Raw genomic sequence first — 20,336 nt, forward strand, 5'->3', positions numbered from 1 at the left:
TCAGAGGCGCACAAGGCCGCCTCCACCGCTTCGCGGTCCCCCTCCCCCAGAGGGGGAGGAGAGGGCGCGGCGCCGTTTGAGGGGGTGTTTGCATGTCCCGCGTCCGCGTGATGGGGATCGTCAACGTCACGCCGGACAGCTTCTCCGACGGAGGCCGGCACGACACGCCCGAGGCGGCGCTGGCGCACGCCCGGCGGCTGATCGCCGAGGGGGCCGACATCCTGGACATCGGCGGGGAATCCACCCGGCCGGGCGCGGCGGCGGTGGGCGAGGCCGAGGAGATCGGCCGCGTGGCGCCCCTGATCGCGGCGATCCGCGCCGAGAGCGACATTCCGATCAGCGTCGACACCATGAAGCCGGCCGTGGCCCGCGCGGCCATGGCGGCGGGGGCGGGCATCTGGAACGACGTGGCGGCCCTGCGCTGGGCGCCGGACGCGCTGGAGACCGCCGCCGAACTGGGCTGCGAGGTGATCCTGATGCACATGCAGGGCGAGCCCGGCACCATGCAGCGCGAGCCGCGCTATGACGACGTGGTGGGCGAGGTCGCCGCCTTCCTGGCCGAGCGGGCGGAGGCGGCGATGGCCGCCGGCGTCGCGCGCGAACGCATCTGGCTCGACCCGGGGATCGGCTTCGGCAAGCACATGATCCGCCACAACCTGCCGCTGATGGCCGGGCTCTCTCAGATCGTGGACCTGGGCTTCCCGGTGCTGCTGGGCGTCAGCCGCAAGAGCTTCATCGGCGCGCTGGACGGCGCCGCCGCGCCCGACGCGCGGCTCGGCGGCTCGATCGCCGCGGCCCTGGCCGGCGCGGCGGCGGGCGTGGCGGCGGTGCGCGTGCACGACGTGCGCGAGACCGCGCAGGCGCTGAAGGTGTGGGAAGCGATCGCCGAGGCGGGCCGTCCACAGGTTTCCTGACGCCGGGCCTGGATGAGCCTCGGGCGATGTGGAACAAACGGGGAATGAGCGCTCAGCCCCCCTCCGCGCAGGCCCTCGGCCGCGTGCTGATCATCGCCGGATCCGATTCCGGCGGGGGAGCGGGGATCCAGGCCGACATCAAGACGGTGACGGCGCTGGGCGGCTACGCGGCGACGGCGATCACGGCGATCACCGTGCAGAACACCCTGGGCGTCAGCGACGTGCATCCAGTTCCGCTGGAGATCGTGACGGCCCAGGCCTATGCGGTGCTGGACGACATCGGCGCCGACGCGATCAAGACCGGCATGCTGGGCGATGCGGCCATGGTGGCGGCGGCGGCCGAGATCCTGGACGTGGCGGCGGGCGTGCCGGCGGTGATCGACCCGGTGATGGCGGCCAAGGGCGGGGCGACGCTGCTGGCCGAGGAGGCGGTGGGCGCTGTGAAGGCGCTGCTGGTCCCGCGCGCGGCGCTGCTCACCCCCAACGCGCCGGAGGCCGAGGCGCTGACCGGGCTCAAGGTGGAGACCGCCGACGATCTGCTGAGGGCCGGCGAGGCGCTGCTGGAGGCGGGGGCGCGGGCGGTGCTGATGAAGGGCGGCCACGTGCCGGGCGACACGGTGGTGGACGTGCTGATGACGCCCCAGGGCGAAACCACCTTCGCCGCCGCGCGGATCGACACGCGCCACACCCACGGCACCGGCTGCACCCTGGCCTCGGCCTGCGCGGCGGGGCTGGCCCAGGGGCTGGAGCTGGCCGAGGCTGTCGCCCAGGCCTGGGGCTACACGCAGGAGGCCATCGCCCGCGCGCCCGGCTTCGGCGCGGGCCACGGGCCGCTGGACCACGCCTGGCCCGTGAGGGGCCGATGAGCGACAAGGCCGCCCGCCTGGAGGCGATCGTGCGCGCCACGCCCCGGCTGATGACGGTGCTGGAGACGGCGCGGGACCTCGCCCTGCCCGACTGGATGATCTTCTCCGGCGCGATCTACCAGCCGGTGCTGAACCACTTGACCGGGCGCGCGCCGGACTACGGGATCAAGGACTACGACCTCGGCTATTTCGACGCCTCCGACATCTCCTACGAGGCCGAGGACGTGGTGATCCGCCGTGTGGCCGAGGCGTTCGAGCCGCCGCTGAAGGAGATGGTGGAGGTGCGCAACCAGGCGCGCGTGCACCTGTGGTTTGAGCAGAAGTTCGGCGAGCCCTACGCGCCGCTGAAGTCCACCGCCGAGGCGCCGGGACGGTTCACCTCGACCCTGTTCGCGGTGGGCGTGCGGTTGGAGCCGGACGACGCCCTGACGGTGGTGGCGCCCTTCGGCCTTGAGGACCTGTTCGCCATGCGGCTGCGGCCCAATCCGACGCGGCGGACGGCCGGCTTTTCGCGCACCGCCGAGGCGGCGCTACGGCGCTGGCCGGAACTGGTGATCGTGAACTAGCGGCGGCGGTGCGACGAGGGCGGCCGAGGCCGCCCTCGCTCCAAGACACCGCCCGGGACCTAGCGGTGAGCGTAGGACGCGCCGGGACGATCGACGTCATGCCGGTCAATGCGGATCTGGCGGCTCAGGGCGTCCATCCGGCGGTCGAGGTCGGCCATCTCCCAGCGGCTGAGGCCGCCCTTGCGGTACTGGTGCTCCAGGCGCTCGATACGGTTGAACTCGGCGCGCAGGCGGGTGGCCTCGGCGCGGGTGAGGGTGTGCTGGCGCACGCCCATGTCGATGCGCCGGTCCAGTTCGGCCTGGCGCTGTTCGATCGGCGTCCAGGCGACGGCGTGGGCCGCGGCATGGGCGGCCGGCGCGGCGGCGGCGGGCAGGGCGGTCGTGGCCGCCGCCGACACGGCGGCGAGGGCGATCAGGATCTTCTTCATCAGTGCGGTCTCCAGTGCTTTGGACCGTCGTCCCGATGACGACGTCGCATGCAGGAAACGACACTGCGGCTGACCTCATCCTGAGGCCGCCGTTGTGCGGCGTTCAGCTTTCGCGGGTCCCTCAGCCCTGGACGATCAGGGCCTCCATGCCGCGGAAGAACGGCAGGGCCCGCCAGACCGGCTCGCCGCCGGCCAGCTTCAGGTCGGGGAAGCGCTGGAACAGCCGCGCCAGCGCCTGCTTGGCCTCGATGCGGGCGAGCGGCGCGCCGATGCACATGTGGCTGCCGCCGCCGAACGCCACGTGCGGCACGTGCTTGCGGGTGATGTCGAAGCTGTTGGGGTCCTCGAACACCGCCGGATCGCGGTTGGCCGCGTGCAGCGAGGTGATCACCGACTGGTGGGCGTGCATCGGACAGCCGCCCACTTCGCGGTCCTCGGACATCACCCGGTTGGTGATCGCCACCGGCGACTCGTAGCGCAGGATCTCCTCCACCGCCGCGGCGGCGAGGCTGGGGTCGGCCTTCAGCTTGGCGAGCTCGCCCGGGTGGCGCAGCAAGAGCCACACGCCGTTGCCGATCAGGTCGGTGGTGGTGAGGTTGCCGCCGATGAGCAGGGCGGTGAGGTTGGTTCGCACCTCGTCGTCGCTGAGCGGCGCGCCGGCGGCCTGCAGGGCGACCACGTCGCTGATCAGGTCGTCGCGCGGCTCGGCCCGGCGGGCGGCCATCAGCTCGGTGAAATAGGCGGTGAGCTGGGCCGAGCCCCATTCCATCAGCTCGGTCTGCTCGGGCGTGCGCAAGGGGTTGAGGCCGAGGATGGAGGCCTCCGACCATTCGCGGAACTCGCGGAAGCGTTCGGACTCGACGCCGAGGATGGCGGCGATCACCAGGATCGGGATCGGCACGGCGATCTCGCCGATCAGGTCGAAGGGCTCGCCGTGCGGGGCGGAATCGATGACCTCGTCGATGATCGCCTCGATCTTCGGCTTCATGGCGTTGATGCGGGCGTAGAAGGCCTTGGCCAGCGGCAGCCGCACTCGGCTGTGGTCGGGCTCGTCCATGGACAGGATGCTGTCGGTTCCCGGCTCGTCCGGGTCGCGGTCCATCCGGCGCAGCAGCGCGCCCTCTTCCGAATTCTTCCAGTGCCGCCACAGGGTGCGGTCGTTGACCGTGTCTCGCACGTCCTCGTAGCGGGTGAGGAACCAGGTCTTCACCGGCTCGTCGCGCATCACCGGGCAGGTTTCGCGCAAGTCTCTCAGGCGGGGGTGGGGATTGTCGCGCGCCACCTCGTCGAAGGCGGTGGTCTCGACGATGCTCCAGGTATGCTGGGCAGCCATCCGAACATCTCCCTAACGCGTGTCTCTTCCAATTGTGCGCCGATCGCAGCGCCGTTCAATCGGTGACGCAGCGTCAGGCGGCGACGGAAGTTTCGTTGGCGTTGGCCGCCAGGGCCTGGCCCATGGCCTCGTACAGCTTGGCGATCTCGATGGGCTTGGCCACGTGGCCGTCCATGCCCACGGCCAGGTACTCGTCCACCTGGTGGCTGAGGGCGTTGGCGGTGAGCGCGACGATGGGCGTGCGGCGGCGTTCGGTGTCGTGCTCCTCGGCGCGGATGGCGCGGGCCGCGTCCATGCCGTCCATCACCGGCATCTGGATGTCCATCAGGATCAGGTCGTAGGCGCCCTTGCGCCAGGCCTCCACGGCGGCCTTGCCGTCGGCGACGATGTCCACGTCGATGCCCAGCGACTCCATGACGGCCTTGAGCACCTGCTGGTTGGTGGGATTGTCCTCGGCGGCGAGCACGTGCAGCGCCTCCGGCTCGGTTTCGTCGACCTCCTCGGCGACGAACTCCTCGGCCGCGCCTTCGCCGCGCGGCAGGGGCAGTTCGACGGTGAAGGTCGAGCCCTCGCCCTCGTGGCTGGCGACGGTGATCACGCCGCCCATCATCTGGGTCAGCTCGCGGCAGATGGCCAGGCCCAGGCCCGTGCCGCCGAAGCGGCGGGTGGCCGAGTTGTCGGCCTGGGTGAACTTCTCGAAGAGGCTGGAGAGCTTCTCCTCGGGGATGCCGACGCCGGTGTCAGCCACCGACAGGCGAAGCGCGCCGGTGTCGGGATTGACGTCGAACGCCACCGAGACCGCGCCCTCGGCCGTGAACTTGACGGCGTTGGAGATGAGGTTGCCGGCGATCTGGCGCAGGCGGTCGGGGTCGCCGCGCCACCAGCCGCGCGCGGCCTCGTCGATGCGCAGGCTGAAATCGAGCCCCTTGGCCTTGGCCAGGACCGCATAGCTTTCGCGGGCGGGATTGACCACCCGCTCCAGGTCGAAGTCGTCGTTGAGCAGGGTGAGCTTGCCGGCCTCGATCTTCGACAGGTCGAGCACGTCGTTGAGCACCGACAGCAGCAGGCCGCCCGACTGGCGGATCACGTCCAGGCGCTCGCGCTGGGCGTCGGACAGCTCGCCCATGGACATGACCTCGGCCATGGCCAGCACGCCGTTCAGCGGGGTGCGGATCTCATGGCTCATGTTGGCCAGGAACTGGGACTTCAGCACGTTGGCGGTGTTGGCCGCGTCGCGGGCCACCACCAGCTCCTGCAGGGTGTGCTGCAGGTCCTTCTCGCGGGCGTCGAGCCGCTCGAGCAGGTGGTTGAAGCTTTCGGTGAGGCTGCGGAACAGCTCGTCCTGGGCGGTGACCGGGATCGGCGCGAAGCTGCCGGAGGCGGCGACCTCGTGCATGGCCTCGGACAGGCTCTGCACCGGCGCGATCACCCGGTGCGCCAGGCCGCGCGCCAGGAACAGGGCCACCCCCACCCCGCCGAAGAACAGCGCGGCGGTGAGCGCCAGGAACTGGGGCAGCATGGCGGTGAGCGTCGGCGGCTGGATCGTCAGCACCAGCCGCCCGATGGTGCGGTCATCGGAGACGATGTTGGCGCTGAGGGCGGTGGTGCCGGCCTCCAGCGCCTCGCCCGGGCGCGTGTAGCCGGCCGCGGTGCGGCCGTCGGCGTCGATCACGCGGGCGGCGACCACCCGCTGGGCGTGCGACAGCACCGAGATGGCTCGTTCGACGGCCGGGCCGTCGTGAGCGGCCAGGCCCGGGGCGGCCGCGGCGGCGGTGACCTCGGCCAGGGCCTGGTGGGCGGCGTGCGATTGTTCGCGCGCCACGGCCCATTGCTGCAGCATGAACGTCAGGCACGCGGCCATGAGCACCGCGATCGTGGTTATCAAGGCCACGCCGGCGACGCGCGCGTGGAACGTCGCGTGCTGCTGGGCGCCTTTCAACTGGGGCTGGTCGGTCGTGCTCATGGTCTGTCAAGACCACCACCTAACCCAATAATCCTAACGCTTCGCTTCGCCCGGGCGCCTGTATTCCCATCGGTTTGCGCGACGGAACGACGCGTCTGCAAGCGTCGCAACCTCTGCGCGCGATTGACGCAGAGTTTTCGTTAGACGGAGTTTAAGCTTTCATTTACCTTCCTTGATGTCTGGTTAATGGAGGGTTCCATGGAGAAGGCGTTTGTCGCGCAGCGGGTCGCCACCAAGCTGTTCGTGACCGAAGATTCGGTGGATACGGCCCTGGCCCAAGCCACGGAGCTGATGGGTGACATGCTGCAGGCCCGCAAGGACCTGGGCGCGTCGCTGGTGTTCGGGGACGAAGCCGCCTCGAAGCTGATCGAAGCCATCAAGGCCCTGGGCGAAGCCCGCACGGCCATGGTCAGCGTGCACAACGAACTCAACGAAGCCAAGCTGCGCCTCGGCGTCCGCACGAAGATGGACACGCCGGCGAAGTTCCTGATGCGTCAGGAAAGCCGCACCACGATGCGCGAAGTCGGCTGACCGACCCGTTTGGTTGCGATGGATTAACTGGTGTTGCGCCCCTAATCTCGGTTAGGGGCGCAATGCATGTTAAGTCTCATTGGCGAGATCATCTGGGTAGGTCTGTGGCTCCTGGTCTTCGGGGTCTGCGGATTCGCGCTCTGGAAAGGCGGCGCGCCTGAGCGGCTCGGCGCCGGTCTCGTATTGCTGGTGGCGCTGGGCGGCGCCCTGGTGAATTTCCTGCCAAGCGAAGGGGCCCAGCAGGTGGGCCATCTGGCGGCCGACGGGGTCCTGGCCCTGGGCTTCCTGATCTTCGCCGTGCGCTACGCGAGCCTGTGGCTCGGCGGGGCAATGCTGTTCCAGGCCGTTCAGTTCAGCCTGCACGCGTTCTTCTTCGTGCTGCAGCGGCCGCACAACACCCTCTACGCCATCGTCAACAACATCGACCTGTTCGGCGTGCTGATCTGCCTGCTGGCCGGCGCGCTTGCGGCCGACGGTCGCGCGCGGCAGGCAGCGCGTTGATTTCCAAGGGCTTTCAGGCGGCCTAACGGAGCTCCCAGAAAAGTTTCGCTTGCGCGCGGCGCGAAACCGGCGTTTCTCCGCGCCGGGCCACGCCCCCCCAACGGGGCGCTGCCCATCTGCAAGGATGGGAGACATCGCAGTGACGACCCTCGCCAAGCCGGCCATGCGTCCGGCTCGCCCCGAGTTCTCTTCCGGCCCGTGCGCCAAGCGCCCCGGATGGACCCCCGAAAATCTCCAGAACGCCGTGCTCGGCCGTTCGCACCGCTCCAAGCTCGGCAAGGGCCGGCTGAAGGAAGCGATCGACCGCACCCGCGCTGTGCTGGAAGTGCCCGACGACTACCTCGTCGGCATCGTCGCCGGTTCGGACACCGGCGCGGTGGAAATGGCCCTGTGGTCGATGCTCGGCCCCAAGCCCGTGCAACTGCTCGCCTTCGAGAGCTTCGGCAAGGATTGGGTGACGGACGTCGTCAAGCAGCTGAAGCTGCCGGCCGAGGTGCTGGACGCGCCCTACGGCGAGCTGCCCGACCTGACCAAGGTGCGCAAGGACGCCGACCTGGTCTTCACCTGGAACGGCACGACCTCGGGCGTGCGCGTGCCCAACGCCGACTTCATCGCCGCCGACCGTGAAGGGATCACGATCTGCGACGCCACCAGCGCCGCCTTCGCCCAGCCGCTCGACTGGACCAAGCTCGATGTGGTGACCTTCTCCTGGCAGAAGGCGCTGGGCGGCGAGGCCGCGCACGGCGTCTTGATCCTGGGCCCGCGGGCCGTGGAGCGGCTGGAAAGCTACACGCCGGCCTGGCCGATGCCGAAGCTCTTCCGCATGACCAAGTCCGGCAAGCTGAACCGCGACATCTTCGAGGGTGCGACGATCAACACGCCGTCGATGCTGTGCGTGGAGGACGCCGTCGACGCCCTGAAGTGGGCCGAGTCCATCGGCGGCCTGGCCGAGATGCAGCGCCGCGCCGACGCCAACCTGGCGATCCTGGCCGACTGGGTGGCCAAGACCGACTGGGTCGAGTTCCTGGCCACGGACGCGGCCGCGCGGTCGAACACCTCGGTGTGCCTGAAGGTGGTGGACCCGCGGGTCACCGGCCTGTCCGACGACGCCCAGGCCGACTTCGCCAAGAAGCTGGCCTCGGCGCTGGAGAAGGAAGGCGTGGCCCTGGACGTCGGCGGCTACCGCGACGCCCCTCCCGGGCTGCGGATCTGGTGCGGCGCCACGGTCGAGACCTCCGACCTCGACGCGGTCACGCCCTGGCTCGACTGGGCCTTCGAGACCACCATCGCCCAACTGGCCGCCGCCTAAGGCGCAAGCCGTCTCAATCCCCCTTCGTCGCGTCGCGGCGGCTCCCCCGCGGGGGAGCGTCCCGCTGACGCCGGCGAGGGGGCGATCCTCCACACCCCATTCGCAAGGATGAAGCCCATGGCTCCCCGCGTACTCATCGCTGACAAGCTTTCCCCCGCCGCCGTCGAGATCTTCAAGCAGCGCGGCGTCGAGACCGACGTGAAGACCGGCCTTCCCAAGGAAGAGCTGCTGAAGATCATCGGCGACTACGACGGCCTGGCCGTCCGCTCGGCCACCAAGGCCGACAAGGACGTGCTGGCCGCCGCCAAGAACCTGAAGGTGATCGGCCGCGCCGGCATCGGCGTGGACAACGTCGACATCCCGGCCGCCACCGCCGCCGGGATCGTGGTGATGAACACCCCGTTCGGCAACTCGATCACCACCGCCGAACACGCCATCGCCATGCTGTTCGCCCTGGCCCGCCAGCTTCCCGCCGCCGACGCCTCCACCCAGGCCGGCAAGTGGGAGAAGAACCGCTTCATGGGCGTGGAGCTCTACGGCAAGACGCTGGGCCTGATCGGCGCGGGCAACATCGGCTCGATCGTCGCCGACCGGGCGCTGGGCCTGAAGATGAAGGTGATCGCCTACGACCCCTTCCTGTCGGAAGAGCGCGCCGTGGAGATCGGCGTGGAGAAGGTCGAACTGGACGAGCTGCTCGCCCGGGCCGACGCCATCACCCTGCACACCCCGCTCACCGACAAGACCCGCAACATCCTGTCGGCCGCGAATCTGGCCAAGACCAAGAAGGGCGTGCTGATCATCAACTGCGCCCGCGGCGGCCTGGTGGACGAGGCGGGGCTGCGCAAGCTCTTGGACGAGGGCCATGTGGGCGGCGCGGCCTTCGACGTGTTCGTCGAGGAGCCGGCCAAGCAGAACGTGCTGTTCGGCGCGCCGAACTTCGTGGCCACCCCGCACCTGGGCGCCTCGACCAACGAAGCGCAGGAGAACGTGGCCCTGCAGGTGGCCGAGCAGATGAGCGACTACCTGCTCACCGGCGCGGTGACCAACGCCCTGAACAGCCCCTCGGTGACCGCCGAGGAAGCGCCGCGCCTGAAGCCGTTCATCGCCCTGGCCGAAAAGCTGGGCGCGTTCGCCGGCCAGATGGTGGACTTCGGCGTCGAGGCCATCGACATCGCCTACGAGGGCGAGATCTCCAAGCTGAACGCCAAGCCGCTGACGGCCGCGGCCCTGGCCGGCACCCTGCGGCCGATGCTGGGCGACGCGGTGAACATGGTCTCGGCCCCGGCCGTGGCCAAGGAGCGGGCGATCGTCGTCTCCGAGTCGCACCAGGAAGAAAGCCCGATCTACGAAAGCCTGATGCGCATCACCATCACCACCGAGAAGGGCAAGCGCTCCTTCGCCGGTTCGGTGCTGGCCGGCGCGCCGCGGGTGGTCGAGGTCAAGGGCATGGACCTGGACGCCCCGTTCGGCCCGACGATGCTCTATGTGAACAACCTCGATAAGCCGGGCTTCATCGGCAACCTGGGCGCGCTGCTGGCCGACGCCGGCGTCAACATCGCCACCTTCAACCTCGGCCGGGTCTCGGCCGGCGAGGACGCGATCGCCCTGGTCGGCGTGGACCAGGCTCCGAGCCAGGAACTGCTGGCCAAGATCCAGGCCCTGCCTCATGTGAAGGAAGCCCGCGTCCTGCGGTTCTGATCGGCGGCGGCGGGACGGCCCCGGCCGCCCCGCCGTCCCTTTCGCCGCAGCGCCGCGGCGCTGTACTGGGCGCGCCGATGTGCTAGTGCGCCGTGCACGGACGATCGGCGGTGCGGGGCGTTGCGCAAGACCACTCTCGACAAGGACCTGAAGAAAGTCGGACGGCTGCAGGCCGCCACGGCGGAGCTGTCGCGCCAGCTCGCCATGCCCAGCCTGGCCGGCGTGTTCCTGCTGGCGGTGGGGGTGTTCGCCACGGTCGGCGCGGCCCACGGCCCGCTGGGCGTCTATCTGATCTTCGGCGCGCTGGTCGCCGGATACCTGGCCCTGAACATCGGCGCCAACGACGTCGCCAACAACATGGGCCCCGCCGTCGGGGGCAAGGCCCTGTCCATGGTCGCGGCCCTGGCGATCGCGGCGGTCTGCGAGACGGCCGGGGCGGTCCTGGCCGGCGGCGACGTGGTCTCCACCATCTCCAAGGGCATCATCACGCCGCCCGCGGGCATGGCGGCCACCGACTTCATCAAGGTGATGATGGCGGCGCTGTTCTGCGCGGCCGTGTGGATCAACCTGGCGACCGTGCTGGGGGCGCCGGTCTCGACCACCCATGCGATCGTGGGGGCGGTGTTGGGCGCGGCCATCGCCGCCGTCGGACCGGACGTGGTGGCCTGGCCGGTGATCGGCGAGATCGTGGCGAGCTGGGTGATCTCGCCGCTCATGGGCGCGGTGATCGCCGCGGCGATGCTGGCGTTCATCAAATGGGCGATCCTGTTCCGCGAGGACCGGGTCACGGCGGCCCGCCGCTGGGTGCCGTTCCTGATGGCCCTGATGGCCGGCGTGTTCGCCCTCTACCTGCTGACCAAGGGGCTGCAGCGCATCTGGCGGCCGTCGGACGCGACGACCTGGGTGCTGACCTGCCTGGCGTTCGCCGCGGCTTGGGGCGGCGCCGTGCCCTGGGTGCGCGCCCGCAGCCACGGCATGGAGAACCGGCGCAAGGACGTGAGCGGCCTGTTCGTGCCGCCGCTGATCGTGGCCGCCGGACTGCTCTCGTTCGCCCACGGGGCCAACGACGTCGCCAACGCCGCGGGCCCGCTGGCGGCGATCGCCGCGGCCGTGGAGTCCGGGGCGACGGCGCAGGCCCAGGTGGCCCTGCCGATGTGGATCCTGGTGATCGGCGCCCTGGGCATCTCGCTCGGCCTGGCGCTGTTCGGCCCGCGGCTGATCCGCACGGTCGGCGAGCAGATCACCAAGATGGATTCGATGCGCGCCTACTGCGTCGCCCTGTCGGCGGCGGTGACGGTGCTGACGGCCTCGGCGATGGGGCTGCCGGTGTCCTCGACGCACATCGCGGTGGGCGGCGTGTTCGGCGTGGGGCTGCTGCGCGAGGCGCTGACCAACCGCGGCCTGCGCCGCCGCGCCGCCGCGAGTGCGCCCGTGCCGCTGCGCGCCAGCGAAACCAACCTGACGCCGGAAGACGCGCTGCGGCGGCTGGTGAAGCGGGAGAAGCGGCGGCTGGTGCGGCGCCGGCACGCCTGGAGCATCGCCGCGGCCTGGGTGGTGACGGTGCCGGCCTCAGCCCTGCTGGCCGGCCTGCTTTACCTGGGGCTGAACCTGGTCATTGGCCGCTGAGGCCAGCGCCTGGGCCTGGGTCAGCTCGGCCAGGCGCAGCAGGCCCGGCGTGGTGAGCAGGCGGCGCAGCTCAGGCAGGGTGGCCCAGTGGCGGCGGCGCTTGCGCTTCTCCGGCCAGTCCTCGAGCTGGCGCTCGACCCTGAGCGGGTACATGGCGACGGAGACCGAGGTCATGCCGGCCGGGGTCGGCTTGGTGTCCGGATAGGCGCCGACCGGGATCTCGGCGATCACCCCCTCGACGCCCGCCTCCTCCATCGCCTCGCACGCGGCCGACTGGGCGGCGGTGAGCCCGCTCATCAGCCCGCCCTTGGGAAACACCCAGCGGCCGGAGCCGCGCGAGGTGACCACCAGGAACACGGCCACGCCGTCGCGGATCACGTAGGGGATCGCGCCGGCCTGCGGCTCGCCGAGCGGCAGGGGCGTTTCAGAGGTGCGCGCGAACAGGCGCCGGATCATTCGATGCAGGACCTCGCAGCCGGGGTTTCCGATCCTGGCATAGCGTGTGTCGCAGCCGTCGTCACGGGCGCCGCGCGGGCTGGGCGGCCGGGGCCGCGGAGGCGCCTAACCGCCGCTCAGCGCGCCGAAAATCAGCACTTCCTGGCCCTCGTCCACGGGGGCGGCGAGGTCGGCCACCCGCTCCTGGCCGACATAGACGCGCATGTGCTTGCGCACCCGGTCCTGCTCGTCGACCACGCGGAACCTCAGCCCCGGGAAGCGACGGTCCAGGTCGTCGAGCACGGCGTCCACCGTGGCGCCGGCCGCGGCCACCTTGGTGGCCCCGCCGGTGTAGGAGACGAGCTGGCTGGGGATCAGGACCTGAATCATAGGGGTGCGGCGGTGACCGAATAGATCTCGGGCAGATGGCGGGCGATCTGGCTCCAGCTTTCGCCCTCGTCGCCGCTCATCCAGACCTCGCCGTTGGTGGCCCCGAAGTAGAGGCCGAGCGGATCGGCCCCGTCGGCGCAGAACGCCTGGCGCTTGATGGTGAACCAGGCCTGGCCGTCGCCGGGCAGGCCGCCGTCCTGGCGCTCCCAGCTCTTGCCGGCGTCGCGGGTGCGGTAGACGGCGGGCTTGCCGCCGGGGCTGGTGCGCGGCCAGACCTCCGTGCCGTCCATCGGCAGCACCCAGGCGGTGTCGGCCTGGCGCGGATGGGGGATGATGGTGAAGCCGATGTCGCCGATCTCGGCGGGCATGGCCTGGCCGATGCGGTCCCAGCGGGTCTCGGGACGGTCGAGCCGATAGATTCCGCAGTGGTTCTGCTGCCAGATCCGATCGGGGTTGGTGGGGGCCAGGGCGATGTAGTGGGCGTCCTGGCCGTACTCGGGATAGGGATCGGGCAGGAAGTTGGCCTCCACCCCCTGGTTCAGCGGGGCCCAGCTTTTCCCCTGGTCGAGGCTTTCGAACACGCCGCCCGTCGAGGTGGCGATGTACATGTGGGCCGGATCGCGCGGGTCGATCTGGATCTGGTTGAGCAGGGCGCCGTCCGGCGTGCCGCCATCCTCGGGGCACCAGTTCCAGTACATGGGATGGTCGTTGAAGCCGCTGACGCCGTCCCAGGTGACGCCGCCGTCGGCGCTGCGGAAGAGGCCGGGAGGCGAGGTGCCGGCCCACCAGACGCCGGGCTCGGAGGGATGGCCCGGCTCCAGCCAGAAGCTGTGGTCCACCGAGCGGGCCGGGCCCTTTCCGCCGGTCCTGGGGAAGGCCGGCGGGCGCTTGGCCTCGGCCCAGGTCGCCCCGCCGTCGAGCGAGCGGAAGATGGTGGGGCCCAGGTGCCCGGTCTTGGCGGCCATCAGGAGGGTCCTGCCGTCCCTGGGATCGAGCACCAGGTGGTTGACGATGTGGCCGAGGAAGATAGGCCCCTGCACCCGCCAGGCCCGGCGCGCCGCGTCGCTGCGGTAGATCCAGGCGCCCTTGCGGGTGCCGACGAAAAGCTGGATGGCGTTCGACATGGCCTGCCTCCCTGGAGACCGTTCGACGGCGGGCATCCTAGCGCAGGCGCCGGCCCGCCGGAACGGCGCCATTGGAAGACGCGCGGACGGGCCGCGTTCCGACATCGCCCAGGACTTTTCCTCCGGGGTTCCCGCGACTTAGAGGTGATTGACTCCTGACAAGTCTGGACTAGAACAAATTAAGAACAAAAGGAGTCCGGACCCCATGCCCGATGTTCGCGCCCTGCGAGCGAAGATCGCCGCCATCGAAGCGGGCGGCCGGGGCGTGGGCGAAACCCTGCCGTTCGGCGCGGCGGGCCTCGACGGTTTCCTGCCCGGCGGGGGCCTGCCGCTGGGACGCTGGCACGAACTGGCCGGCGAGGGGCTGGAGATGGAGACCGCCGCGGCGCCGGCCGCCTTCGCCGCCCTGATGGCCGCGCCGCTGGCCCGGCGGGGGCAGGCGGTGTGGGTGCTCAGGCGCGACGACCTCTACGCCCCGGGCCTCGTCGGCCTGGGCTTTCCCGCCGAGCGGTTGATCCAGGTATGCGCCCGCGACGAGGCCGAGGCCCTGTCGGTGACGGAGGACGCCCTGGCGACGGCGGGCGTGGCCGCCGTGTTCTGCGAGACCGACGCGGTGGACCTGGTCGCCGGCCGGCGGCTGCAACTGGCCTGCGAACGGCGCGGGGCCACCGGCTTCGTCATCCGCCGCCGGCCCTACGGCGGCGGGGAGGGGCGCGCGACCGGCTCGGCCGCGGCCACCCGCTGGCGGATCGCCGCCGAGCCCGGGGCGCCCGCCGAGTTCGGCCTGGGCGCGCCGCGCTGGCGGGCCGTCCTGGAACGTTGCCGGGGCGGGCGGCCCGGCGCCTGGATCCTGGAAGCCTCGACCGCCTTCGATCCCCTCGCCTGGGAGCAAGCTCATGGGACGCATCCTCTGCGCCTGGTCGCCGAACTGGGCGATCGACAACTGGCGCCGGCGCAACCCCTGCGCCTTTCGGCCTGAAGGGGAGGCGCAGGCCATGAACGTTCCCTCTCCCCTTGCGGGAGAGGGTGGCCCGGCGGAGCCGGGTCGGGTGAGGGGTCGCGCCGGGCTCGCCGCTTCGAAAGCCGGGGCGGGGAGAAAGCCGGATGGGTCTGAGAGACCCCTCATCCGGCCTGCGTCCGCAGGCCACCTTCTCCCGCAAGGGGAGAAGGATCGGAATGGAGAACCGCTTTCGCCTCCGCCCCTGGTCCTGCTCGAGACCGTGCGCGGCGTGCGGCGGCTGGCGGCGGCGGACCCGGCGGCGCGGGCCCTGGGGCTCTTCCCCGGCCAGAAGGCGACCGACGCGGCGGCCCTGGTTCCCGAGCTCGCCACGGCCGAGGCCGAGCCGTCCGCCGACGCGGCGGCGCTGACGGCGCTGGTCGACTGGTGCGTGCGGTTTTCCCCGGCGGTGGCGGCCGACGCGCCGGACGGCCTTTACCTGGACATCGAGGGCGTCGCCCACCTGTGGGGCGGCGAGGCGCAGATGGCCGCCGACCTTTCCCGGCGGCTGGCGGCGAACGGGATCTCCATCCGCTGGGCGGTCGCCGACACCCCAGGCGCGGCCTGGGCCCTGGCCCATTTCGGCGAGGACGGGACGGTGGTCCCGCCCGGCGCGAGCGCCGCGGCCCTGGCGGGCCTGCCGCCGGCGGCGCTGCGGCTTGAAGACCAGACCGCCGCCCAGCTCGCCCGCCTGGGGCTGACCCGGCTTTCCCAGCTCATGGACCTGCCGCGCGGCCCGCTCGCCCGGCGCTTCGGGACCGAGGTGGTGATGCGCCTGGACCAGGCGCTGGGGCGGATGGGCGAGGCCCTGGCCTTCCGTCGCCCGCCGACGCCCTGGTTCGCCCGCCTGGCCTTCGCCGAGCCGATCAGCGCGCCGGAGGACCTGGTGCGGGCGTGCGGCGACATCACCGAAAAGCTCTGCGCGCGGCTGGAAGCCGAAGGGCGCGGGGCGCGGCGCTTCGAGCTTGCCTTCCACCGGCTGGACGGGCGGGCCGAGACCGCCCAGGTGGGCCTGGCCGCCGCCGGCCGCGAGGCCGGCCGCATCACGCGCCTGTTCGCCCCCAAGCTGGAGGCGGTCGATCCCGGCTTCGGGATCGAGGTGGTCACCCTGGCCGCGGGCGAGGTCGAGGTCCTGGGCGAGCGGCAGACGCGGCTGGACGCGGCGCTCGAGGCCGGGGCGGAGCTGATCCCCCTGGTCGACCGGCTGACGAACCGCCTGGGCGAGGGGCGGGTCTGGCGCGCCGCGCCGGTGGAGAGCCACGTGCCCGAGCGGGCCGTGCGCCGGGCCGGGGCGCTGGGCGAGGCGCCCGAGGCCCGGCCCTGGGCGGCGGACCGGCCGCGGCCCCTGCGCCTGTTCCGCCGGCCCGAACCGATCGAGGTGATGGCGCCGATCCCGGACGATCCGCCCGTGCAGTTCCGCTGGCGCGGCCGGCTGCACCGGGTGCGCGCCGCCGAGGGGCCCGAGCGCATCGGCGAGGAGTGGTGGAAGGGGCCCATCGAGGACGTCAGCGTCGCCCACGTGCGCGACTACTACCGGGTGGAGGACCAGGACGGCGCCCGCTTCTGGCTGTTCCGCGCCGGACTCTACGAGGCCGGAACCCCGGCGAAATGGTGGCTGCATGGCCTGTTCGGGTGACGCCGTGCGACGGCGGTCAAGGGCCCCCTCAGTCGCTTCGCGACAGCTCCCCCAGAGGGGGAGCATCGCGGGCCGCGTGGGTCCTCCCCTTTTGGGGGAGGTGGCCCGGAGGGCCGGAGGGGGACTGGGAATCCCATGACCCCCCGCTACGCCGAGCTGCAGACGGCCACGAACTTTTCGTTCCTGCGCGGGGCCTCCTATCCGGCCGAGCTGGTGGCCACGGCCGAGGGGCTGGGGATGGAGGCGATCGGGATCTGCGACCGCAACTCCCTGGCGGGGGTGGTGCGGGCCTGGAGCGCGGCCCAGGACCGGGGCGTGCGGGCGCTGACCGGCTGCCGGCTGGACTTCGCCGACGCCACGCCGAGCCTCATCTGCTACCCGTCCGACCGGGAGGCCTACGGGCGGCTGACCCGGCTGCTGACCGTGGGCCAGCGCCGCTCGAAGAAGGGCGAGTGCCAGCTCTTCTGGACCGATTTCGCCGAACACGCCGAGGGCCAACTCGTGCTGGTGGTCCCGCCCGAGCGGCTGGACGAGGACTTCGCCGAGCGGCTGGACCGCATCGCCGGCGCGTTTCGGGGAAACGCCTGGCTGGCGGCGGCGCGGGGCTATGGCGCGCGCGACCTGCCGAGGCTGGGCCGCCTGGCCGAGCTCGCCCGGCGGAGCGGCGCGCCGATGGTGGCGGTGAACGACGTGCTCCACCACGGCCCCGAGCGGCGGGCGCTGCAGGACGTGATGACCTGCATCCGCGAGAAATGCACGATCCAGGACGCGGGGCTGCGCCTGGAGGCCAACGCCGAGCGGCACCTGAAGTCGCCGGCCGAGATGGCGCGCCTGTTCGCCCGCTTCCCCGAGGCGGTGGAGCGCACGGTGGAGATCGCCGGGCGGATCGGCTTCGACCTTGGCCAACTGCGCTACGAATATCCCGACGAGCCGGTGCCGCCGGGCAAGACGGCGATCCAGCACCTGCGCGACCTGACCTGGGAGGGGGCGGCCTGGCGGTTTCCGAACGGGGTGCCGGACAAGGAGCGCCGCGTCCTGGAGCACGAGCTCGAGCTGATCGAGAAGCTCGACTTCCCCAACTACTTCCTGACCGTGCACGACATCGTGCGCTGGGCGCGCGAGCAACAGATCCTGTGCCAGGGGCGCGGCTCGGCGGCCAACTCCTGCGTCTGCTTTTGCCTGGGCGTCACCGCGGTCGATCCGACCAAGGACGATCAGGACCTTCTGTTCTCACGCTTCATCTCCGAGAAGCGCGGCGAGCCGCCGGACATCGACGTCGACTTCGAGCACGAGCGGCGCGAGGAGGTGATGCAGTACGTCTATCGCCGCTACGGCCGCCACCGCGCCTCGATCGTCGCCACGGTGATCCACTACCGCCCGCGCATGGCGATCCGCCAGGTGGGCAAGGCGCTCGGCCTGACCGAGGACATCACCGCCGCCCTCGCCAACACCGTGTGGGGCAGCTACGGCCACGAGATGCCCGAGGCGCACGTGCGCCAGGCCGGACTGGATCCGGACAATCCGGAGATCCGCCGCGCGGTGGCCCTGGCCAGCGAGCTGATCGGCTTTCCGCGCCACCTGTCGCAGCACGTGGGCGGCTTCGTGCTGACCCAGCGGCGGCTGGACGAGACCGTGCCCATCGGCAATGCGGCCATGGCCGACCGCACCTTCATCGAGTGGGACAAGGACGACATCGACGCGCTCGGCCTGATGAAGGTGGACGTCCTGGCGCTGGGCATGCTGACGGCGCTGAAGCGCAGCCTGGTGATGCTGCAGGAGGATCACGGCCGCACGGACATCGGCGACATCGCCCAGATCCCGCAGGAGGATCCGGAGGTCTACGAGATGCTCCGCCACGCCGATTCCATCGGCGTCTTCCAGGTGGAGAGCCGCGCGCAGATGTCGATGCTGCCCCGGCTGAAGCCCAGGCGGTTCTACGACCTGGTCATCGAGGTGGCCATCGTGCGGCCCGGGCCGATCCAGGGGGACATGGTGCACCCCTACCTTCGCCGCAGGGACGGGATCGAGCCGGTGGAGTTTCCTTCGCCCTCGCCCGAGCACGGGCCGGCGAACGAGCTGCACCAGGTGCTGGGCAAGACCCTGGGGGTGCCCCTCTTCCAGGAACAGGCGATGCGCCTGGCCATCGAGGCGGCCAAGTTCACCGAATCGGAGGCCGACGGCCTGCGCCGCTCCATGGCCACCTTCCGCCACATGGGCACGGTGGGGGAATACGGCGTGAAGTTCGTCGAGGGGATGACCGCGCGGGGCTATGACCCCGAGTTCGCCCAGCGCTGCTTCAAGCAGATCGAGGGCTTCGGCTCCTACGGCTTTCCGGAGAGCCACGCGATCAGCTTCGCCCTGTTGGTCTACGCCTCGGCCTGGATCAAGCGCTGGTATCCGGACGTGTTCTGCGCGGCGCTGCTCAACAGCCAGCCGATGGGCTTCTACCAGCCGGCCCAGCTGGTGCGCGACGCGCGCCGGCACGGGGTGGAGGTGCGCGCGCCCGACGTGAGCGCCAGCGACTGGGACTGCACCCTGGAGCCGGCCTCGGGCGGCGCGCGCCTGAAGGCCGTGCGGCTCGGCCTTCGCCAGGTGCGCGGCCTGAAGGAGGAGGAGGCGCGACGGCTGGTCGAGGCGCGGGCGGCCGGCGCGCGCACCCTGCCCGAGCTCGCCCGCGCCGGGCGGCTGTCGCGCCGCACCCTGGAGCTGCTGGCCGAGGCCGACGCCTTCCGTTCGCTGGGGCTGTCGCGGCGCGCGGCGCTGTGGGCGGTGAAGGGCCTGGCGGGGGAAGGGCGCATCGAGACCGACGCGCCGCTGGCCGCGCGGCTTTCCTCCACCGAGACCCAGGTGGAGCTGCCGCTGATGAGCCTGCCGCGGCACGTGGTGGAGGACTATCGCACCACGGGGCTGTCGCTGAAGGCGCATCCCTGCGGCTTCTTCCGCCAGGAGCTGAAGCGGCTGGGGGCGATCCCGGCCCAGGCGCTGGAGACCGCCCGCAACGGCCAGCGGCTCGCCATCGGCGGGCTGGTCCTGATCCGCCAGCGGCCGGGCACGGCCAAGGGGGTGACCTTCCTGACCCTGGAGGACGAGACCGGGCCGGCCAACGTGGTGGTCTGGCGCGACGTCTTCGAGGCCAACCGGCGGCTGGTGATGACCGCCTCGTTCGTGGTGGTCCACGGCCGGCTGCAGCGGGCCGGCGAGGTGATCCACCTGGTGGCCGAACGCTTCACCGACCTGTCGGGCGAACTGGCCCGCCTGCGCGAGGACGACGCCCGCGCCGCGCCCCGCCTGGTGCGCAGCCGCGACTTCCACTGAGAGGCGGGGGGCCTCCACCGTCCCGTGGTCCCCCTCCACCGCTTCGCGGTCCCCCTCCCCCTGAGGGGGAGGAGAATCTGATGAGGCGCCGCTTCGATCTCCTCCCCCGCGAAGTGGGGGAGGGGGACCCCGAAGGGGTGGAGGGGGTGCTGCTGGAGGCGTTGAACCCGACCATGTCCGCACCGAAACCGACGATCCGGCGCGCCAGATCATTGCGCCGAAGGCTGACGCCGCCGGAAGCGAGGTTGTGGATGGCGCTGCGCCGCAAGGGGCTGGCGGGCTTTCGGTTTCGCCGACAGCATCCAATCGGTCCCTACGTGCTCGATTTCTACTGTGAAGCGGTGCGCCTGGCGGTCGAGGTGGACGGCCTGAGGCACGACTTCGGCGATGGCCCTGAGCGTGCGGAGCTGCGTGACGCCTGGCTCGCCGAACGGGACGTGCGGGTGCTGAGGATCTCCGCCACGGACGTGCGCGACGATCTCGACGGCGTGGTGCGGACGATCCTGGCTTGGCTGACGTCTCCACAAGAGCGCGCCTGATCGCGAGGCGTGCGCCTGCCCCCTCCACCGCTTCGCGGTCCCCCTCCCCCTGAGGGGGAGGAGAATAGGCGGAGCCGCCGCCCGGATACATTTCGTCACCGAGCCTTGCTTGACCCGCCGGGCGGGGAGCCGGAAAGCTGCGGGCCGACAGATCCTGGGAGGGAC

At 71.4% G+C, this 20,336-nt stretch carries 18 protein-coding genes; 12 read left to right on the plus strand and 6 right to left on the minus strand.

What is annotated here, in order from left to right:
- Positions 1-92 precede the first annotated feature (92 nt).
- Genes folP through ACE3TA_RS11675 form a run of 3 tightly spaced genes read left to right on the plus strand, consistent with a single transcriptional unit; the run spans position 93 to position 2,346 of the window.
- Positions 93-914, plus strand: coding sequence for a dihydropteroate synthase (gene folP, locus ACE3TA_RS11665; RefSeq protein ID WP_374573791.1), 822 nt, complete (start codon positions 93-95; stop codon positions 912-914).
- A gap of 44 nt (positions 915-958) precedes the next feature.
- Positions 959-1,780 (plus strand): bifunctional hydroxymethylpyrimidine kinase/phosphomethylpyrimidine kinase, encoded by an 822-nt coding sequence (thiD, locus tag ACE3TA_RS11670; protein WP_374573794.1) that lies wholly within the window; start codon positions 959-961, stop codon positions 1,778-1,780.
- A complete protein-coding gene (locus ACE3TA_RS11675) occupies positions 1,777-2,346 on the plus strand; it encodes a nucleotidyltransferase family protein (protein WP_374573796.1) in 570 nt (189 codons plus the stop codon). The genes thiD and ACE3TA_RS11675 overlap by 4 nt, the downstream gene beginning before the upstream one ends.
- A 59-nt stretch (positions 2,347-2,405) precedes the next feature.
- On the opposite strand, the gene ACE3TA_RS11680 is transcribed toward ACE3TA_RS11675, so the two are convergent.
- The 3 genes from ACE3TA_RS11680 to ACE3TA_RS11690 form a co-directional block, all read right to left on the minus strand.
- Complete coding sequence (locus ACE3TA_RS11680; protein WP_374573798.1) at positions 2,406-2,774, minus strand: hypothetical protein; 369 nt, start codon at positions 2,772-2,774, stop codon at positions 2,406-2,408.
- Positions 2,775-2,895: 121 nt separating this feature from the next.
- Positions 2,896-4,107: a cytochrome P450 gene (locus ACE3TA_RS11685; protein WP_374573800.1), complete on the minus strand. Its 1,212-nt coding sequence runs from the start codon at positions 4,105-4,107 to the stop codon at positions 2,896-2,898.
- A 73-nt stretch (positions 4,108-4,180) separates the two neighbouring features.
- Positions 4,181-6,070: an ATP-binding protein gene (locus ACE3TA_RS11690; RefSeq protein ID WP_374573802.1), complete on the minus strand. Its 1,890-nt coding sequence runs from the start codon at positions 6,068-6,070 to the stop codon at positions 4,181-4,183.
- A 198-nt stretch (positions 6,071-6,268) separates the two neighbouring features.
- Here ACE3TA_RS11690 and ACE3TA_RS11695 point away from each other — a divergent pair, with 198 nt between their 5' ends.
- From ACE3TA_RS11695 to ACE3TA_RS11715, 5 genes are all read left to right on the plus strand, one after another.
- Positions 6,269-6,601, plus strand: a complete 333-nt coding sequence (locus ACE3TA_RS11695; RefSeq protein ID WP_374573804.1) for a hypothetical protein — start codon at positions 6,269-6,271, stop codon at positions 6,599-6,601.
- 66 nt (positions 6,602-6,667) lie between these two features.
- Complete coding sequence (locus ACE3TA_RS11700; RefSeq protein WP_374573806.1) at positions 6,668-7,102, plus strand: hypothetical protein; 435 nt, start codon at positions 6,668-6,670, stop codon at positions 7,100-7,102.
- A 124-nt stretch (positions 7,103-7,226) separates the two neighbouring features.
- Positions 7,227-8,411: a phosphoserine transaminase gene (locus tag ACE3TA_RS11705; protein ID WP_374573808.1), complete on the plus strand. Its 1,185-nt coding sequence runs from the start codon at positions 7,227-7,229 to the stop codon at positions 8,409-8,411.
- Positions 8,412-8,528: 117 nt separating this feature from the next.
- Complete coding sequence (gene serA / locus ACE3TA_RS11710) at positions 8,529-10,109, plus strand: phosphoglycerate dehydrogenase (RefSeq protein ID WP_374573810.1); 1,581 nt, start codon at positions 8,529-8,531, stop codon at positions 10,107-10,109.
- A gap of 120 nt (positions 10,110-10,229) precedes the next feature.
- The gene (locus ACE3TA_RS11715; protein WP_374573812.1) at positions 10,230-11,735 is read left to right on the plus strand and encodes an inorganic phosphate transporter; all 1,506 of its coding nucleotides are present in this window, start codon (positions 10,230-10,232) and stop codon (positions 11,733-11,735) included.
- On the opposite strand, the gene ACE3TA_RS11720 is transcribed toward ACE3TA_RS11715, so the two are convergent.
- From ACE3TA_RS11720 to ACE3TA_RS11730, 3 genes are all read right to left on the minus strand, one after another.
- The gene (locus tag ACE3TA_RS11720; RefSeq protein WP_374573814.1) at positions 11,679-12,191 is read right to left on the minus strand and encodes an NUDIX hydrolase; all 513 of its coding nucleotides are present in this window, start codon (positions 12,189-12,191) and stop codon (positions 11,679-11,681) included. The two genes, ACE3TA_RS11715 and ACE3TA_RS11720, sit on opposite strands and share 57 nt — an antisense overlap.
- Before the next feature lie 105 nt (positions 12,192-12,296).
- On the minus strand, positions 12,297-12,560 hold the full coding sequence (locus ACE3TA_RS11725; protein WP_374573816.1) for a MoaD/ThiS family protein: 264 nt from the start codon (positions 12,558-12,560) through the stop codon (positions 12,297-12,299).
- The gene (locus ACE3TA_RS11730) at positions 12,557-13,684 is read right to left on the minus strand and encodes a WD40/YVTN/BNR-like repeat-containing protein (protein WP_374573818.1); all 1,128 of its coding nucleotides are present in this window, start codon (positions 13,682-13,684) and stop codon (positions 12,557-12,559) included. The genes ACE3TA_RS11725 and ACE3TA_RS11730 overlap by 4 nt, the downstream gene beginning before the upstream one ends.
- 205 nt (positions 13,685-13,889) lie before the next feature.
- Here ACE3TA_RS11730 and ACE3TA_RS11735 point away from each other — a divergent pair, with 205 nt between their 5' ends.
- The 4 genes from ACE3TA_RS11735 to ACE3TA_RS11750 all read left to right on the plus strand — a co-directional run bounded on the left by ACE3TA_RS11735 (position 13,890) and on the right by ACE3TA_RS11750 (position 20,171).
- Positions 13,890-14,663, plus strand: coding sequence for an ImuA family protein (locus ACE3TA_RS11735; protein ID WP_374573820.1), 774 nt, complete (start codon positions 13,890-13,892; stop codon positions 14,661-14,663).
- A gap of 229 nt (positions 14,664-14,892) precedes the next feature.
- Positions 14,893-16,317: a DUF6504 family protein gene (locus ACE3TA_RS11740; RefSeq protein WP_374574808.1), complete on the plus strand. Its 1,425-nt coding sequence runs from the start codon at positions 14,893-14,895 to the stop codon at positions 16,315-16,317.
- Positions 16,318-16,452: 135 nt separating this feature from the next.
- Complete coding sequence (locus ACE3TA_RS11745) at positions 16,453-19,632, plus strand: error-prone DNA polymerase (protein ID WP_374573822.1); 3,180 nt, start codon at positions 16,453-16,455, stop codon at positions 19,630-19,632.
- An 80-nt stretch (positions 19,633-19,712) separates the two neighbouring features.
- Entirely contained in the window at positions 19,713-20,171 is a 459-nt protein-coding gene (locus ACE3TA_RS11750; RefSeq protein WP_374573824.1) for an endonuclease domain-containing protein, read from the plus strand.
- Positions 20,172-20,336: the final 165 nt, after the last annotated feature.

Source organism: Phenylobacterium sp. (assembly GCF_041916435.1).
In the GTDB taxonomy this organism is placed as follows: domain Bacteria; phylum Pseudomonadota; class Alphaproteobacteria; order Caulobacterales; family Caulobacteraceae; genus Phenylobacterium.